Consider the following 17,436-nt stretch of genomic DNA (forward strand, 5'->3'; position numbering starts at 1 on the left):
GCGGGCATGGGCCTGCTCCCGGGGCCTTCTTCCCCTCCATTTCGCCCCACCGGCTTTCCCTCCACTTCGCCCCACCGGCGCGGCCACGTCCCCCACCCACGCTCCACCGCGACCTCTCCAGCGGCACCGGACCCCGCCGTACGCCCCCTGACCTGCACGTTTCCTCCACTTCGGGCCTCCGAGCCGTCCCGGCCCGGGGTGTTCGTCCGGCGGCCACCCGGCCGGCCGCCCACGGAAGACCCACCGGAGAACTCACCAAAATTGGTTCAAAGTGGGGGATCGTGGGGTAGTGTGGTGGAAAGTGGTGGAGGGTCGACTTGCAGGGGGGTGCCCGGATGTTCTTCGGGACCTACACGCCCAAGCTCGACGACAAGGGCCGGCTCTTCCTCCCCGCGAAGTTCAGGGACCAGCTGACGGAGGGACTCGTCGTGACCAGAGGGCAGGAGCGTTGCCTCACCATCTGGTCGCTCGAGGACTTCGGTCGGCTCACCGAGCGCCTGGCCCAGGCCCCGGTGACCAACAAGGGCACGCGCGACTACGTCCGCATGCTGTTCGCCGCCGCCAGCCAGGAGGTGCCGGACAAGCAGGGGCGGATCTCGATCCCCCCGGTGCTGCGGGAGTACGCCTCCCTCAGCAAGGACGTCGTGGTGATCGGGTCCATGAACCGGATCGAGATCTGGGATCCGGCCTCGTGGGCCAGCTACAGCGAGGAGCAGGAGCAGGTCTTCTCCGAGCTGAGCGACGAGGTCTTCCCCGGCATCTGAGCACGACCGCCTGCCCCACCAGTGACACAACTCCACAGCGACAGCGCAGGGCCAGGTCTCGTGCCCGCTCCCACCGAACCTTCTGGGGTCACTTCCCCGGCACCAGACGGTCTTCCCATCGAGGGGAGCGGGCAGGGACCTGACCACTGCGACGTCGCAGCACGCGAAGCACACCATCCGGGAACCAGCCGGACCAGCACGTGAAGGGTCGAGATCATGCACAAGACGTATGCCGCCGCCACGGCCGGCCCGGCCCGGCCGGGCCGGGTGCGCGACCAGGCCCGTGAGGCCCTGGCCGTGATGGCCTTCTCGTTCCTCGCCTCGGCGTCCGTCGTGGTCGCCGTCCTGCTGCTGACCACGCTGGGCGAGTAGGACCGGACATGGAGGGCTCCCGACACGTCCCGGTCCTGCTGGACCGGGTCGTCGCGCTTCTGGCGCCTGCGCTCGGCGGCGAGGGCGCCGTCCTGGTCGACTGCACGCTGGGCCTGGGCGGGCACACCGAGGCCGTCCTGGAGAGGTTCCCCTCCGTGCGGGTGATCGGCATCGACCGGGACACCGAGGCCCTCGCGATGGCGGGGGAGCGGCTCGCCCCCTTCGCCGACCGGTTCACCGGCGTGCACGCGGTCTACGACCAGATCGGGGAGGTGGTCGCCGACCAGGGCCTCGACCACGTCGACGGCGTCCTGTTCGACCTCGGCGTCTCCTCGATGCAGCTCGACGTGCGGGAGCGGGGCTTCGCCTACGCCCAGGACGCGCCGCTGGACATGCGGATGGACGGCAGCGCCGGCCTCACCGCGGCCGACGTGCTCAACACCTACTCGGCCGCCGAGCTGACCCGGGTGCTCAAGGAGTACGGCGAGGAGAAGTTCGCCCGCAAGATCGCCGGCGCGGTGGTCCGGGAGCGGGAGAAGGAGCCCTTCACCCGGTCGGGGCGCCTCGTCGAGCTCCTCTACGACGAGATCCCCGCACCCGCGCGACGCACCGGGGGCCACCCCGCCAAGCGCACCTTCCAGGCGTTGCGGATGGAGGTCAACGACGAGCTCGGCGTCCTGCGCCGGGCCCTGCCCGCGGCCCTGGCCGTGGTCGGCGTCGGCGGGCGGGTGGTCGTGGAGTCCTACCACTCGCTGGAGGACCGCATGGTCAAGCGCGCCTTCGTCGAGGTCACCCGGCTCGACGTCCCCGAGGACCTCCCCTTCGTCCCGGAGGGCAGCGAGCCCGCCATGCGGCTGGTCACCCGGGGTGCCGAGGTGGCCGACGAGCACGAGATCGCCCAGAACCCCCGCGCGGCCTCGGTCCGCCTGCGCGCCGTCGAACGTGTCCGACCCGACCGAGGAGCAGTCAGATGAGCAGTCCCGCAGTGCAGATCCGCTCCCGCGTCGCCTCGATCGGCGAGGCCGCGGTCTCGCGGGCCCGCCTCACCGTGGTGCCGCCCACCCGCCGGGAGGCGCCCCGGGTCCCGTTCGTGTTCCTGGTCTCGGTGATCCTGCTGACCGGGGTGATCGGGCTCCTGATGTTCAACACCTCCATGCAGCAGGCCTCGTTCACCGCGACCCGCCTCGACGAGCAGGCGGCCACGATGGCCGCCCGGGAGCAGTCCCTGCGGATGGAGCTCGACGACCTGCGCGACCCCCAGCGGGTGGCGCTGCAGGCCCAGCGGATGGGGATGGTGATCCCCAGCACCCCGGTCTTCCTCTCCCTGGACGGCGAGATCGTCGGCACACCCGGCCCCGCGACCCCCGAGGACGGGCTGCGCCTGACCCCGCGGCCGCCGGGGCTGCCCGCCGGCCTGCGTCCCTCGGTCGAGTTCGTCGAGGCGCCGCCCGCACCGTGAGCCCTGCCCGCCGTGGTGGCCTACGGCTGTGGTGCGACTCCCACAAGGAAAGAGCCGACACGGCCGCCGCCTGAGCGCCACGGCGTCCCGGGCCGGGTATCAATGAGCAGCAGTCGTTCGAAGGAGAGCTCCCGTGTCCAGCACCCCCGGTCCGCCCCCGGCTCCGCGGAGTCGACGGTCGGGTCGGCTGAGCCGCCGCGGCTCGCCGATGTTCCGCCTGCGGTTCGGCTTCGTGCTCATCGCCATGGTGCTCTCGGTCTTCGGCGGGCGGCTGGTCCAGCTCCAGGGCATCGACCCCCGCTCGTACGCGCAGATGGCCGCCGCGGAGGGCGTCATCGACGTCACGCTGCCCGCCGCCCGTGGCCAGATCCTCGACCGCCGCGGCGAGCCGCTGGCCGGGTCGGTCACCGGTCGCATGGTCGTGGCCGACCCGAAGATGACCGCCGAGGACGCCCCGGCGCTGGCCACCCTGCTGAGCAACGAGCTGGGGGTCGACTACTTCACCGTCCTGGAGCGCCTGCGCGAGGAGGGCAGCCGCTTCGAGTACATCGACCGGCGGGTGCCCGCCACCGAGGCCGACCGGGTCGTGGCACTGGTCAAGGCGCAGGGCTTCAAGGGGATCAGCCTGCGTGACGACCCGGTCCGCGACTACCCCGCGGGCGACGTGGCCGCCAACCTGGTCGGCTTCATGGGCGTGGACGAGCCGCTCGGCGGCCTGGAGCGGACCTTCGACGCCCAGCTCTCCGGCACCGACGGCAAGGCGCGCTACACCGTCGGGAGCGGTCACCGGGTGCCGCTGGGGGAGCGCTCGGTCACCAAGCCCGACAACGGCGAGCCGCTGCGCACCACCCTGGACCGCGACCTGTCGTGGTTCGTCCAGAAGGTGCTGGGCGAGCAGCTGGAGGCCTACCAGGCCGAGAGTGCGGCCGCGGTGGTCATGGACACCCGCAGCGGCCACCTGCTCGCCGTGGCCGACGTCCCCACCTTCGACGCCAACGCCCCGACCGAGAGCGACGAGGCCGACCTGGGCTCCCGGGCCTTCAGCGACGTCTACGAGCCGGGCTCGGTGCAGAAGGTCCTCACCGCGGCGGCCCTGGTGGACGCCGGCAAGGTCACCGCCCGCACCCGGATCAAGGTGCCCTCCAGCCTGGCCCGGCAGGACCGCGTGATCAACGACTGGTTCGACCACGGCACCATCAAGCTGACCATGGCCGGGGTCATCGCCAAGTCCTCCAACATCGGCACCGTGCTCGCTGCCGACCAGTTCACCCCGGCCGAGCTGGCCGGCTACCTGACCCGCTTCGGCCTCGGCGCCAAGACCGGGGTGGGCGTGCGGGGCGAGACCCGCGGGCTGCTCCCGGCCGGCGACGTGATGACCTCCCAGACCAAGGACCGCATCGCCTTCGGGCAGTCGCTCTCGGTCAACGCCGTGCAGATGACGGCGGCGGTCAACACCATCGCCAACGACGGGGTGCGCGTGTCTCCCAGCCTGGTCCAGGGCACCGCCACCGCCGACGACGGCACCGTGGTCGGCACCGACGTGGCCACGCGCGAGCGGGTGGTCTCCCGCCGGGCCGCCCGGCAGACCGCCAAGATGATGGAGCGGGTGGTCGACCCCGAGGCCGGCGTGGCGCCGCGGGCCCAGGTCCCGGGCTACCGGGTGGCCGGCAAGACGGGCACCGCCCAGCGGGTCGACCCCGAGTGCGGCTGCTACGACGGCTCGTTCTCGCTGTCCTTCGGCGGCTTCGCCCCGGCCGACGACCCGCGCTTCACCGTCTACGTGGTCATCCACAACCCGGCCGTCGACGGCGGCGGCGGCTCGGTGGCCGGCCCGGTCTTCTCCCGCATCATGGGCTACCTGCTCTCCCGCTACCGGGTGCCGCCCACGGGCTCGAAGCCGTCGCAGCTCCCGGTGGAGTGGTGACCCCGGACCACGTCGGCGCTAGTGTCCCCGTGATGGGCAGTGAGACGACGAGACCCCTGCGGCCCGAGAGCTCGACCCTGGCCGAGCTCGCCGAGTGGCTCGGCACCCATGTCGCGGCGCGGGTGCTGGGCGAGGGACGCACCACGGTGACCGGGCTGACCCTGAGCACGGCCCGGGTCCGGCCGGGCGACCTCTACGCCGCGCTGCCGGGATCCCGGGTGCACGGTGCCCGGTACGCCGCCGCGGCCGTGGCGTCCGGGGCCGTGGCGGTGCTCACCGACGCCGAGGGCGTCGGCCTGATGGAGGTCGACGTGCCGACCCTCGTGGTGGAGCAGCCGCGTCGCGTCCTGGGGGAGCTCTCCGCCCACGTCTACGGCGACCCCGCCGCGGGGCTGCGGATGATCGGGGTCACCGGCACCCAGGGCAAGACCACCACCACCCGCCTGGCCGAGGGCGCCCTGCACGCCGCCGGGGTGGGTGCCGCCGTGATCGGCACCGTCGGCACCCGCATCGCCGGCCATGACGTCGCGACCACGCTGACCACTCCCGAGGCACCGGACCTGCAGGCGCTGCTGGCCCTGATGCGGGAGCGGGAGGTGGAGGTCTGCGCCATGGAGGTCTCCAGCCACGCGCTGGTGATGGGCCGGGTCGACGGGTTGGTCTTCGACGTGGCCACCTTCCTCAACCTGGGCCGCGACCACCTCGACTTCCACCACGACCTCGAGGACTACTTCGCCGCCAAGGCCGCGCTCTTCACCCCCGAGCGGGCCCGGCTGGCCCTGGTCAACGTCGACGACGCCCACGGCCGCCGGCTGGCCGGGACGGTCGAGATCCCGCTGCGCACCTTCTCCACCGCTGGGGCCGAGGCCGACTGGCGGGCGGTGGACGTGACGACCACGGCCCACGGCTCCACCTTCACGGTGCTGGGACCGGGCGGGGTGGAGGTGGCCGCCGGGGTGCCGCTGGCGGGCGACTTCAACGTGAGCAACGCGCTGGCCGCTCTCGCCTCCTGCGCCGAGGCGGGCTACGACCCGGCCCTCGTCGCCGGCGCCCTGCTCTCCGGACCGGGGGTCCCGGGCCGCCTGGAGGGCATCGAGGAGGGGCAGGACTTCGCCGTGGTCGTCGACTACGCGCACAAGCCGGACGCCGTCGAGGCCACGCTGCGCACGCTGAGGCCGCTGACCGACGGGCGGGTCCTGGTGGTGCTCGGCGCCGGCGGGGACCGCGACCCGGGCAAGCGCCCGCTGATGGGGGAGATCGCGGCCCGCCTGGCCGACGTGCTCGTGGTGACCGACGACAACCCGCGCAGCGAGGACCCGGCGGCGATCCGCCGCGCCGTCCTGGCCGGGGTGCCGGACGGGGCGCGCGCCGAGGTGCTCGAGGTCGGCGACCGGCGCCGCGCGATCCGGGAGGTCCTGCGGCGCGCCGCTTCCGGCGACATCGTGCTGGTGGCCGGCAAGGGGCACGAGACCGGCCAGGAGGTCGACGGCGTGGTCCATCCCTTCGACGATCGTGTCGTGGTCCGTGAGGAGCTGGCAGCACTGTGATCGAGATGACTCTGCGGGAGATCGCGGCGGTGCTCGACGGGCGGGTCGTGGGGCCCGCGGACCCCTCCGCCACCGTGGTGACGGGGGAGGCCTTCCTGGACAGCCGGTCGCCGGCGCCGGGCGGCCTCTTCGTCGCCGTCGCGGGGGAGCGCTCCGACGGCCACGACCACGCGGCTGCCGCCGTCGCCGCCGGTGCGGCCGCCTACCTGGGCACCCGCGACGTCGGCGTGCCGGGGGTCGTCGTCCCCGACTCGGTGGTGGCGCTCGGCCGGCTGGCGCGCCACCTGGTCGACCGGCTGCCCGGCACGACCGTGCTCGCGCTGACCGGCTCCCAGGGCAAGACAGGCACCAAGGACTACCTGGCCCAGGTGCTGGCCGGCGAGGGCGCCACGGTGGCCACCGCCGGGAACTTCAACAACGAGCTGGGTGTGCCGCTCACGGTGCTGCGGGCCACGCCCGCGACCCGGTTCCTGGTGGTGGAGATGGGCGCCCGCGGTGTCGGTCACATCGCCACCCTGTGCGCCATCGCCCCGCCGCGGGTGGCGGCGGTCCTCAACGTGGGCACCGCCCACCTGGGCGAGTTCGGGAGCCGGGAACGGATCGCGCTGGCCAAGGGCGAGATCGTCGAGGCGCTGCCCGCCGACGGGACGGCGGTGCTCAACGCCGGCGACGAGCTGGTGGCGGCCATGGCGCCGCGGACCCGCGCCCGGGTGCTCACCTTCGGGGTCGAGGGCGACGTGGGGGTGCGCGGGCTCACCTTCGACGAGCTCGGCCGCGCCTCCTTCGAGATCGGCCACCAGGGTCGGTGGCGCCCCGTCAGGCTCTCCCAGCTGGGGCCGCACCAGCTCGACAACGCCCTCGCCGCCGGCGCCATGGCGCTGGCGGTCGGGGTGGGGCTCGACGACGTGGCCGAGCGGCTCAGCGCCTCGGTCGCGGCCTCGCGGTGGCGGATGGAGCTGCACCGCCGCTCCGACGGCCTGCTGGTGGTCAACGACGCCTACAACGCCAACCCGGAGTCGATGGAGGCCGCGCTGGAGTCCCTGCGCCACCTCGGGGCCGCCCGGACGGGGCGGACAGTCGCGGTGCTGGGGGAGATGCGCGAGCTGGGCGACGACGCCGTGGCCCAGCACCAGCGGGTCGGGGCCGCCGCCGCGGCCGCCGGCGTCGACGTGCTCGTCACGGTGGGTGCCGCGGCCGCGGCGATCGCCGAGGGCGCCCGGCGCGACCCCGGCTGGCGGGGCGCGGCGGTGACGACCCAGACCCGTGACGAGGCGCTGGCCTGGGTGCGGGAGAATGTGGGGACCGCGGATGCGGTCCTGATCAAGGCATCACGCGGTGCGGAGCTCGAGCACATCGCGGACGGACTTCTCGAGGAAGGGAACGCTGCTCGATGAGAGCCATCCTGTTCGCAGGCGGACTCGCCCTCATCTTCTCGCTGCTCGGCACCCGGGTGGCGATCACCGTGCTGTCCAAGCGCGGCTACGGTCAGGAGATCCGCGACGACGGGCCCACGACCCACCACACCAAGCGCGGCACGCCCACCATGGGCGGCATCGTCATCATCGGGGCCTCGGTGGTGGCCTACTTCCTCGCCAAGCTGATCACCGGCCAGGTGCCGACCGCCTCCGCGCTGCTGCTGCTCTTCCTCTTCGTCGGGCTCGGGACGGTGGGGTTCCTCGACGACTTCATCAAGATCGTCAAGCAACGCAGCCTGGGCCTGCGCAGCAAGGCCAAGATGATCGGGCAGACGGTCGTCGCGCTGGTCTTCGGATGGCTCGCGCTCTCCCCGATGCTGGAGGACGAGCGGGGCGAGACACCCGCCTCGCGGCACATCTCCTTCATCCGGGACTTCGACTCCTGGGTGGTCCCGACCGCCCTGCTGCTGGTCTTCATCTGGTTCCTGATCACCGGCTTCAGCAACGCCGTCAACCTGACCGACGGGCTCGACGGGCTGGCCACCGGGGCCTGCACGGTGGTCTTCGCCGCCTACACGCTGGTCAACATCTGGCAGAACAACCAGTCCTGCTCGATCCAGCAGGGCAGCACCTGCTACGAGGTCCGAGATCCGCTCGACCTGGCGGTGGTCTCGGCGGCGATCATGGGAGCCTGCTTCGGGTTCTTGTGGTGGAACGCCTCGCCGGCCCAGATCTTCATGGGCGACACCGGCTCCCTGGCGCTCGGCGGCGCCCTCGCCGGCCTGGCCATCCTCACCCGGACCGAGCTGCTGCTCGTGGTCATCGGTGGCCTGTTCGTGATCGAGACGCTCTCGGTGATGCTCCAGGTGGGCTTCTTCAAGATCACCAAGGGGCGGCGGATCTTCCGGATGGCGCCGTTGCACCACCACTTCGAGATGCTCGGGTGGGAGCAGGTCACGGTGGTGATCCGCTTCTGGATCATCACCGGCCTGGCCGTGGCCGCCGGCCTCGGCATCTTTTACGCCGAGTGGGTGGCGGGCATCGGATGAGCGGCCACGACCCGACCTCTCTCGGACGCACCGACTCCTGGGACGGCGTCCGCGCCGTCGTCGCCGGCTTCGGCGTCTCCGGCTTCGCCGCCGCGGACAACCTCAACCACCTCGGCGCGGGCGTCGTCGCCCTGGACGAGACCTCGTCGGCCGAGAAGGAGGAGCGGGCCGAGCTGCTCGAGGTCCTCGGCGCCGACGTCCGCCTGGGCGAGGGGAGCACCGACCGGCTGCCCGCCGACGCCGACCTCCTGGTCGTCTCGCCCGGCTGGCGCCCCGACGCCCCCCTGATCGCGCAGGCGCACGCGCGCGGCATCCCGGTCTGGGGCGAGGTCGAGCTCGCCTGGCGGCTGCGGCACCCCGAGGCCCCCGCGCCGTGGCTCGCGGTCACCGGCACCAACGGCAAGACGACCACCGTCCAGATGCTCGACTCGATCCTGCGCGCCGCCGGGCTGCGCTCGGTCGCCGCCGGCAACGTCGGCCTCCCGCTGGTCGAGGTGGTCATGGACCCCGAGCCCTACGACGTGATCGCGGTCGAGCTCTCCAGCTTCCAGCTGCACTACACCTCCTCGGTGCGCGCCGAGTCGGCCGCGGTCCTCAACCTCGCCGAGGACCACCTCGACTGGTACGCCTCCATGGAGGACTACGCCGCCGACAAGGCGAAGATCTACGACCAGGTCCAGCGCGCCTGCGTCTACAACGTGGCCGACGAGCGGACCCGGCGGATGGTCGAGGAGGCCGACGTCGTCGAGGGGGCGCGGGCGATCGGCTTCACCCTCGGGGTGCCCGGGGTCGGCATGCTCGGGCTCGTCGACGAGATCCTCGCCGACCGGGCGTTCATCGCCGAGCGCGGCTCCAGCGCGGCCGAGCTGTGCACCCTCGACGACCTGGCCTCCCGGGCGCCGCACTTCGTCGCCGACGCCCTGGCCGCCGCCGCGCTGGCCCGCGCCCACGGGGTCTCCCAGGCCGCGGTCCGCGACGGGCTGCGCGCCTTCCGCCCGGACGGCCACCGCATCGAGCACGTCGCGACCCTCGACTCCGTCACCTGGGTCGACGACTCCAAGGCCACCAACCCGCACGCCGCCCTGTCCTCGCTCCAGGCCTACGACCCGGTGGTGTGGGTCGCCGGCGGGCTGGCCAAGGGGGCCCACTTCGACGACCTGGTGCGCTCGGTCGCGGGCCGGCTGCGGGGCGTGGTGCTGCTCGGCCGGGACCGTCGGGTGATCGCGGACGCGCTTTCGCGACACGCGCCCGATGTGCCTGTCATCGAGATAGGGGACGGGGAGACTGGAGATCCCATGGAGCGTGTCGTCGACGCGGCAGCCGGACTCGCCCGCCCGGGCGACACCGTCCTGCTGGCGCCGGGATGCGCGTCCATGGACATGTTCCCCGGCTACGGAGCCCGGGGCGATGCCTTCGCCGCGGCCGTGCGGCGCAGAGGCGGGCACGAGGACTGAGACGGACCGGTGAGAGGGGAACGCAGATGACCACCGCGAACCCCGACCACGTCGCCTCGCGCAGCCTCATGTCGTGGGGGAGGACCCTGCGGCACGCGATGGACCGGCCCCTCACCTCCTACTACCTGCTGCTGGGGGCCTCGGCGCTGCTGCTGACCATCGGCCTGATCATGGTGCTCAGCGCCTCCAGCGTGCGCTCCTTCAAGTTCTACGACGACTCCTACGCCATCGTGAAGCGACAGCTGCTGTGGGTCGCCATCGGCATCCCCGCCGCCTGGGTGGCCTCGCGGATGCCGTACGCCGCGATCAGGCGCCTGGCCTGGCCCGGGCTCGGTGTCTCGGTGGTGCTGCTCGGCCTGGTGCAGGTGCCGGGCCTGGGCATCACCGTCAACGGCAACACCAACTGGCTCGGCGTCGGACCCTTCTCCGTGCAGCCCTCCGAGATCGCCAAGCTGGCGATCGTGCTGTGGGCGGCCCACGTGTACGCCCACAAGGAACGGCGCCTCGACCAGCTCCACCACGTCATGGTCCCGGTGGTGCCCGGCATCCTGGCCGTCATCGTGCTGGTCGTCATCGGGCGGGACCTCGGCACGGCGCTGGTCCTCTTCGCGATCCTGCTGGCCATGCTGTGGATCGTGGGGGCGCCCAGCCGGCTCTTCGTCTTCTCCAGCTCGGTGGTCGGGGTGGTCGCCCTCTACCTGGCCTCCACGAGTGTGGAGCGCCGCGAGCGGCTGACCAACTTCGTCGACCCGTTCAAGGACTACCACGACACCGGGTGGCAGCCCGCCCACGGCCTCTACGCCCTCTCCACGGGCGGCTGGCTCGGGCAGGGGATCGGCGGCTCGACCCAGAAGTGGGGCGACCTGCCGGAGGCGCACACCGACTTCATCTTCGCGGTGCTCGGCGAGGAGCTCGGCCTGGTCGGGACGCTGCTGGTGATCCTGCTCTTCCTGACCATCGCCTACGCGGCGACCCGGGTCGCGGTGGCCACCGCCGACCCCTTCGTGCGCTACGCCACCTTCGGGATCGTGGTGTGGCTGCTGGGCCAGATGATCATCAACGTCGGGATGGTGCTGGCGCTGCTGCCGGTCATCGGGATCCCGCTGCCCCTCATCTCCTACGGCGGGTCGGCCCTGCTGCCGTCCCTGGTCGCCCTCGGCCTCCTCATCGGGTTCGCCCGCCGCGAGCCGGAGGCCGCCGCGGCCCTCGCGGCCCGCCGTCCCTCGCCGACCACCGGGGTGGCGGCCGCGTCTCCGACCGGCCGCGGCACCGCCTAGTCTGGAACGGATATGCGCGTCCTGCTCGCCGGCGGGGGAACTGCCGGCCACACCTCGCCCCTGCTCGCCACCGCCGACGCCCTGCGGCGGCTCGAGCCCGCCACCCGGATCACCTGCCTGGGGACCAGCACAGGCCTCGAGGCCCGGCTGATCCCCGAGGCCGGCCTCCCCCTGGAGGTGGTGCCGCGGGTACCCCTCCCGCGCCGTCCGGGACCCGACCTGCTGCGCACGCCGGCGCGCCTGCTGGCCGCGCGCCGGGCCGCGGTGGAGATCGTCGACCGGGTGCGTCCCGACGTGGTGGTCGGGTTCGGCGGCTACGTCTCGGTCCCCGCCTACCTGGCCGCCAGGTCCCGTCGCCTCCCGCTGGTGGTGCACGAGGGCAACGCCCTGCCGGGGATCGCGAACCGCCTCGGGGCGCGGCTGACCCGCCACGTGGCGACCAGCTTCCCCGACACCGACCTCCCGCACGCCGTCCACACGGGCCTGCCGGTGCGCCGGATGATCTCGACCCTGGACCGGCCGGCCCTGCGGGCGCAGGCCCGCGCGGAGTTCGGGCTCCGGTCCGACCTCCCGGTGCTGCTGGTGACCGGCGGCTCCCAGGGGGCGGCCCGCATCAACGCGGCCGTGCTGGGCGCCGCCTCCGACCTCGCCGCGGCCGGCGTCCAGGTGCTCCACGTGGTCGGGCCCAAGCAGGAGGCGCTCGCCCCGGTGGGCGAGGTGCCCTACGTGGTGCGGCACTTCGTCGACCGGATGGACCTGGCCTACGCCGCCGCGGACGCCGTGCTGTGCCGCGCGGGCAGCAACACGGTCACCGAGGTCTCCGGCGTGGGCCTGCCGGCCGTCTTCGTCCCGCTGCCGATCGGCAACGGCGAGCAGGCGCTCAACGCCCGGCCCGTCGTCGACGCCGGCGGGGGGCTCCTGGTCGCCGACGCCGCTCTCACCCCCGAGTGGGTGCGGGCCACCCTGCCCGGGCTGCTCACCGACGCCGAGCGCCTGCACGACATGGGGATCGCAGCGGCGGCGGCCGTCACCCTGGACGCCGACGAGCGGCTCGCCCGGATGATCCTGGAGGCCGCAAGGTGAAGCTCCCCGTGCCCGATCAGCTGCTGCCCGCCGACGAGCTCGGCCGGGTGCACTTCGTCGGCATCGGCGGCGCCGGCCTCTCCGCCATCGCGCGGCTGATGCTGGCCCGCGGGATCCAGGTCTCCGGCAGCGACGGCTCCGCCTCCCCGACCCTGGACCGGCTCGCCGAGCTCGGTGCCGTGGTCCACGTGGGTCACGACGCCGCGCACCTGGGGGACGCCGACACCCTGGTGGTCTCCACCGCGGTCCGCGAGGACAACCCGGAGGTCGTGGCGGCGCTGGCCCGCGGGCTCCGGGTCCTGCCCCGTTCGGCCGGGCTCGCCTCGCTGATGGCCGGCCGGCGCACCATCGCGGTGGCCGGCACCCACGGCAAGACGACCACCACCTCGCTCCTGACCGTCGCCCTGCAGGCGGCCGGCGCCGACCCGACGTACGCCGTGGGGGGCGACCTGGCGGCCACCGGGACCAACGCCCAGCAGGGGTCCGGCGACCTCTTCGTCGCCGAGGCCGACGAGAGCGACGGCGCGTTCCTGGTCTACCGCCCCCACGGCGCGGTGGTGACCAACGTGGAGGCCGACCACCTCGACCACTTCGGCACCGAGGAGGCCTACCGCGCGGCGTTCTCCGACTTCCTGGACCGCCTGGACCCCGACGGGTTCCTGGTCTGCGTCGTCGACGACCCCGGCGCCGCCTCGCTCGCCCGGGAGGCCAGGGCTCGGGGGCTCGACGTCGTCGGCGTCGGCGAGTCCGAGGAGGCCGACCTGCGCCTGGTCGACGTGGGCTTCGAGGGCACGCGCTCCTCGGCGACGGTGGTGCGCGACGGCACCGAGCTCGGGCGGCTGCGGCTGCAGATCCCCGGGCGCCACTACGTGCTCGACGCCGCCGCGGCCCTGGGCGCGGGGCTCCGGCTCGGCTTCACCTTCGACGACCTCGTCCGCGGGCTCTCGGGGTTCACCGGCACCCGCCGGCGGATGGAGCTCAAGGGCGAGGCGGGCGGTGTCCGCGTCTACGACAGCTACGCCCACCACCCCGTCGAGATCGCCGGCGACCTCCAGGCCGCCCGCGCGGTGGCCGGGGAAGGACGCGTGGTGGTCGCCTTCCAGCCCCACCTGGTCTCGCGGACCCGCATCTTCGGCCAGCAGATGGGTGAGGCGCTCGGGGCTGCGGACGAGGTGGTCGTCCTCGACGTCTACGTCGCGCGCGAGGACCCGGACCCCGAGGTCACCGGCGAGCTGGTGGCCCGGGCCTGCCCGCTGCCGGCCGACCGGGTCGCCTTCGTCCCCGGCTTCGACGACGTGCCGGCCGAGCTGGTGCGGCGCGCGCGTCCGGGCGACCTCGTGGTGACCCTGGGCGCCGGCTCGGTCACCGACCTTGGGCCGCGCGTCCTCGAGCTCCTGGCCGGGGCCGGGGACTGATGGTCCGGCTACCCGGCCGGGCCGGCGACCTGCCTCCCGCGGAGCGGACCCGCCGGCGCTTCCTGCGCCGTCAGTGGGCCCGCCGCTGGGGGGTGTGGCGGCGCCTGGGCGTGGCCCTGCTCGTGGTCGCGCTGCTGGCCACCGGGGCCTGGCTGGTGTGGTTCTCCGACGTGCTGGGTGTCGACCGGGTCGAGGTCACCGGCGAGGGGCTCCTCTCGGACGCGCAGGTGCGCGAGGCCGCGGGCATCGAGGCGGGTGCGCCGCTGGCCCGCCTGGATCTCGACGCGATCCGGCGCCGGGTCGAGACCCTGGCGGAGGTGCGTGGGGCCCGGGTGCGGCGCCAGTGGCCCGACGAGGTCCTCGTCGAGGTCGACGAGCGGGTGGCGATCGCCGTGGTCGACCTGGGCGGCACCCTGCGCGGGCTCGACCGCGAGGGCGTGGTCTTCACCCAGTACCGCAAGGCGCCCGCCGGACTCCCGCGGGTGCTGATGGTGGGGGAGCCGGGTCAGGACGCGCTCGAGGAGGGGGCCGAGGTGATCGCGGCGCTGCCGGCCGACATCGCCGGGCGGGTCGACCACGTCGACGTCGAGACCGTCGACCAGATCTCCCTGGTGCTGCGCGACGCGCGGGTGGTGCTCTGGGGCTCCGCGGAGGAGTCGGAGCAGAAGGCGGAGGTGCTGGCGGCGCTGCTGCGCGCCCGGGAGGCCCAGCGGTACGACGTCAGCGTGCCCGGCCAGCCCGTCACCTCCGGCTGAGCCCCGGCCTGCTCCCGGCGTCCGGCCCGAGGTGACCGAGACGTCAACAGTCCGTGTGCATTTCACGCGCGTCGGCGGCGTGTTGGTGCGTCGATCGGGGACGCGTCTGCTTAGTGTCTTCTCCAACGCGAGGTTGACATAACTATAACCCTCAGGCTCACGGTTAGGGTTCCGCACCCGATCCGAGCGAGGGCGATCTCGTTCCTCTCCACCACAGACCACCGAGGGCCCCCGGGAGGGGTCCGGACCAAGGAAGGCGTAGACCGTGGCAGCAGCCCAGAACTACCTGGCGATCATCAAGGTCGTGGGCATCGGTGGTGGTGGCGTCAACGCCGTCAACCGGATGATCGAGGTCGGCCTCAAGGGCGTCGAGTTCATCGCGATCAACACCGACGCCCAGGCCTTGCTCATGAGCGACGCCGACGTGAAGCTCGACATCGGCCGCGAGCTCACCCGCGGTCTCGGTGCCGGGGCGAACCCCGACGTGGGGGCCCGGGCCGCCGAGGACCACGCCGACGAGATCGAAGAGGTCATCAAGGGGGCCGACATGGTCTTCGTGACGGCCGGCGAGGGCGGCGGCACCGGCACCGGCGGCGCCCCCGTCGTGGCGCGCATCGCCCGCTCCCTGGGCGCCCTGACCATCGGGGTGGTGACCCGGCCGTTCGCGTTCGAGGGACGCCGGCGGGCCAACTCCGCGGAGGAGGGCATCAGCCAGCTGCGCGAAGAGGTCGACACCCTCATCGTGATCCCCAACGACCGCCTGCTCTCGATCAGCGACCGCAACGTCTCGATCCTCGACGCCTTCAAGCAGGCCGACCAGGTGCTGCTCCAGGGTGTCTCCGGGATCACCGACCTGATCACCACCCCCGGCCTGATCAACCTCGACTTCGCCGACGTCAAGTCCGTGATGGCCAACGCCGGCTCCGCGCTGATGGGGATCGGCTCGGCCCGTGGCGAGGACCGTGCCGTCGCGGCTGCCGAGATGGCCGTCTCCAGCCCGCTGCTGGAGGCCTCGATCGAGGGCGCCCACGGCGTGCTGCTCTCCATCGCGGGTGGGTCCGACCTGGGGCTCTTCGAGATCAACGAGGCCGCGGCCCTGGTCTCCGAGGCCGCCCACGCGGAGGCCAACATCATCTTCGGCGCCACCATCGACGACGCCCTCGGCGACGAGGTCCGGGTCACGGTGATCGCGGCCGGCTTCGACGGCGGGATGCCGAAGCGGCGGGAGAACAGCTCCGGCTTCAACCGTCCGTCGGTGCAGTCGCAGCAGTCCCAGGCCCGGCCCGCCGTCCCGGCCCCCCAGGGTCGCGACTCCGGTCGCCAGGCCGACGCCCCCGAGCGCCGGACGCCCAGCCCGGCGATGGCACAGGCCTCCGCCGAGGGCGAGGGCCGCGGCGCCGGTGAGTCCGGTGGGGCGCGCCAGTCCCCGGCGCGCGAGGCCGCTCCCGCCACCACCCGCCCCCGCCCGTCGCGGCAGGTCGAGTTCGAGGACGACGACCTCGACATCCCCGACTTCCTGAAGTAGGCCGTGTTCGTCTACCGCGACTCCCGTGAGGGCGACGTCACCCGCAAGCGGGTCGACGTCGCCTTCACCGGCGCGTCCCGCGACCTCCAGGGGTTGCGGCCGGGCTTCCCCGACGCCCTCGCCGAGGTGGAGGCGGCGGCGGGCGTGCCGTTCGCCCGGCTGACCCAGGTGCACGGCGCCGAGGTGGTCCGGGCCACCGGGCCGATGGTGCCCGACGAGGTCCCCACCGGGGACGCGCTGGTCTCCGACACACCCGGGCTCGGCCTGATGGTCCGCGTCGCCGACTGCGTCCCGGTGGTCCTGGCCGACCCGGACGCCGGTGTGGTGGGTGCCGTCCACGCCGGGCGCCCGGGCATGGCGCTCGAGGTGGTCGCCCGCGCGGTCGACGCGATGCGTGCGCTCGGCGCCGAGCGCCTGGTGGCGTGGCTGGGCCCCCACGTCTGCGGACGCTGCTACGAGGTCCCCGAGGCGATGCGCGACGAGGTGGCCCGGCGCGTCCCCGAGTCCTTCGCCGAGACCTCCTGGGGCACCCCCGCCCTCGACATCGGCGCGGGGGTGCGCGCCCAGCTCGTGCGGGCGGGCGCCGAGGTGGTGGAGGTCGGCCGGTGCACGCGGGAGGACCCGGAGCTGCACTCCTACCGACGCGACGGCGAGCGCGCCGGCCGGTTCGCGGGCCTGGTGTGGTGCGCATGAGCCGGCGCGAGGAGCTGAGCGCCAACCTGGGCGTGGTGGGCGAGCGCATCGACCGCGCTCGCGCCGCGGCCGGCCGCGACGACCAGGTGACGCTCGTGGTGGTCACCAAGTTCTTCCCGGCCGCCGACGTGCGGCTGCTCCACGAGCTGGGGGTCCGGGAGGTGGGGGAGAACCGGCACCAGGAGGCGGCCGCCAAGTCGGCCGAGCTGGACGACCTGGACCTGAGGTGGCACTTCATCGGCGGGCTGCAGAGCAACAAGGCCGCCGCGGTGACCGCCTACGCCGACGTCGTGGAGTCCGTGGACCGCCCGCGGCTCCTCGGGCCGCTGGACCGCGGCGCCGAGCGCGCCGGCCGCCGGCTCGACGTGCTGCTGCAGGTCAGCCTCGACGGGCCCGGGGCGACCCACCGGTCCGGGGTCGCCCCCGACGAGCTCGCGGCCCTGGCCGACCGGGCAGCGGCCCACGACCACCTGCGGCTGGCCGGACTGATGGCCGTCGCTCCGCTGGGCGAGGAGCCGGCCCGGGCGTTCGAGCGTCTCGCCCGGGTGAGGGAGTCCTTCCTCGCCGAGCACCCCGGCGCGACCCAGCTGTCGGCGGGGATGAGTGCCGACCTGGAGGCCGCCATCGCGCACGGGGCGACACACGTGCGTGTCGGCTCCGCGGTCCTGGGTCCCAGGCCGGAGGTCTTGTAATGTCCGAGAAGA

At 73.7% G+C, this 17,436-nt stretch carries 16 protein-coding genes; all 16 read left to right on the forward strand.

Annotated elements, in window-relative coordinates:
• The first annotated feature begins 335 nt into the window (after positions 1 to 335).
• The 16 genes from mraZ to AC4BG9_RS05290 all read left to right on the forward strand — a co-directional run bounded on the left by mraZ (position 336) and on the right by AC4BG9_RS05290 (position 17,424).
• On the forward strand, positions 336 to 764 hold the full coding sequence (gene mraZ / locus AC4BG9_RS05215) for a division/cell wall cluster transcriptional repressor MraZ (protein WP_490570015.1): 429 nt from the start codon (positions 336 to 338) through the stop codon (positions 762 to 764).
• A 216-nt stretch (positions 765 to 980) separates the two neighbouring features.
• Positions 981 to 1,136: a hypothetical protein gene (locus tag AC4BG9_RS05220; RefSeq protein ID WP_490570016.1), complete on the forward strand. Its 156-nt coding sequence runs from the start codon at positions 981 to 983 to the stop codon at positions 1,134 to 1,136.
• A gap of 8 nt (positions 1,137 to 1,144) precedes the next feature.
• A complete protein-coding gene (gene rsmH / locus AC4BG9_RS05225) occupies positions 1,145 to 2,110 on the forward strand; it encodes a 16S rRNA (cytosine(1402)-N(4))-methyltransferase RsmH (protein ID WP_490570017.1) in 966 nt (321 codons plus the stop codon).
• Complete coding sequence (gene ftsL / locus AC4BG9_RS05230; RefSeq protein ID WP_490570018.1) at positions 2,107 to 2,595, forward strand: cell division protein FtsL; 489 nt, start codon at positions 2,107 to 2,109, stop codon at positions 2,593 to 2,595. The genes rsmH and ftsL overlap by 4 nt, the downstream gene beginning before the upstream one ends.
• A 133-nt stretch (positions 2,596 to 2,728) precedes the next feature.
• Positions 2,729 to 4,519 (forward strand): peptidoglycan D,D-transpeptidase FtsI family protein, encoded by a 1,791-nt coding sequence (locus tag AC4BG9_RS05235; RefSeq protein ID WP_490570019.1) that lies wholly within the window; start codon positions 2,729 to 2,731, stop codon positions 4,517 to 4,519.
• A gap of 32 nt (positions 4,520 to 4,551) precedes the next feature.
• On the forward strand, positions 4,552 to 6,066 hold the full coding sequence (locus tag AC4BG9_RS05240) for a UDP-N-acetylmuramoyl-L-alanyl-D-glutamate--2,6-diaminopimelate ligase (RefSeq protein WP_490570020.1): 1,515 nt from the start codon (positions 4,552 to 4,554) through the stop codon (positions 6,064 to 6,066).
• Positions 6,067 to 6,071: 5 nt separating this feature from the next.
• The gene (locus AC4BG9_RS05245; protein WP_490570021.1) at positions 6,072 to 7,460 is read left to right on the forward strand and encodes a UDP-N-acetylmuramoyl-tripeptide--D-alanyl-D-alanine ligase; all 1,389 of its coding nucleotides are present in this window, start codon (positions 6,072 to 6,074) and stop codon (positions 7,458 to 7,460) included.
• Entirely contained in the window at positions 7,457 to 8,530 is a 1,074-nt protein-coding gene (mraY, locus tag AC4BG9_RS05250) for a phospho-N-acetylmuramoyl-pentapeptide-transferase (protein WP_490570022.1), read from the forward strand. The genes AC4BG9_RS05245 and mraY overlap by 4 nt, the downstream gene beginning before the upstream one ends.
• A complete protein-coding gene (gene murD / locus AC4BG9_RS05255) occupies positions 8,527 to 9,984 on the forward strand; it encodes a UDP-N-acetylmuramoyl-L-alanine--D-glutamate ligase (protein WP_490570023.1) in 1,458 nt (485 codons plus the stop codon). Before mraY ends, murD begins: the two co-directional genes overlap by 4 nt.
• Before the next feature lie 26 nt (positions 9,985 to 10,010).
• A complete protein-coding gene (ftsW, locus tag AC4BG9_RS05260; protein WP_490570024.1) occupies positions 10,011 to 11,261 on the forward strand; it encodes a putative lipid II flippase FtsW in 1,251 nt (416 codons plus the stop codon).
• A 12-nt stretch (positions 11,262 to 11,273) separates the two neighbouring features.
• The gene (gene murG / locus AC4BG9_RS05265; protein ID WP_490570025.1) at positions 11,274 to 12,344 is read left to right on the forward strand and encodes an undecaprenyldiphospho-muramoylpentapeptide beta-N-acetylglucosaminyltransferase; all 1,071 of its coding nucleotides are present in this window, start codon (positions 11,274 to 11,276) and stop codon (positions 12,342 to 12,344) included.
• Positions 12,341 to 13,759, forward strand: coding sequence for a UDP-N-acetylmuramate--L-alanine ligase (murC, locus tag AC4BG9_RS05270; protein WP_490570026.1), 1,419 nt, complete (start codon positions 12,341 to 12,343; stop codon positions 13,757 to 13,759). The genes murG and murC overlap by 4 nt, the downstream gene beginning before the upstream one ends.
• Positions 13,759 to 14,514, forward strand: coding sequence for a cell division protein FtsQ/DivIB (locus AC4BG9_RS05275; RefSeq protein WP_490570027.1), 756 nt, complete (start codon positions 13,759 to 13,761; stop codon positions 14,512 to 14,514). The genes murC and AC4BG9_RS05275 overlap by 1 nt, the downstream gene beginning before the upstream one ends.
• Before the next feature lie 265 nt (positions 14,515 to 14,779).
• Complete coding sequence (ftsZ, locus tag AC4BG9_RS05280; protein ID WP_490570028.1) at positions 14,780 to 16,039, forward strand: cell division protein FtsZ; 1,260 nt, start codon at positions 14,780 to 14,782, stop codon at positions 16,037 to 16,039.
• A 3-nt stretch (positions 16,040 to 16,042) separates the two neighbouring features.
• The gene (locus AC4BG9_RS05285) at positions 16,043 to 16,732 is read left to right on the forward strand and encodes a purine nucleoside phosphorylase YfiH/LACC1 family protein (protein WP_490570029.1); all 690 of its coding nucleotides are present in this window, start codon (positions 16,043 to 16,045) and stop codon (positions 16,730 to 16,732) included.
• Positions 16,729 to 17,424: a YggS family pyridoxal phosphate-dependent enzyme gene (locus tag AC4BG9_RS05290; RefSeq protein ID WP_490570030.1), complete on the forward strand. Its 696-nt coding sequence runs from the start codon at positions 16,729 to 16,731 to the stop codon at positions 17,422 to 17,424. The genes AC4BG9_RS05285 and AC4BG9_RS05290 overlap by 4 nt, the downstream gene beginning before the upstream one ends.
• Positions 17,425 to 17,436 lie beyond the last annotated feature (12 nt).

The organism is Nocardioides sp. Z40_12 (genome assembly GCF_058215795.1).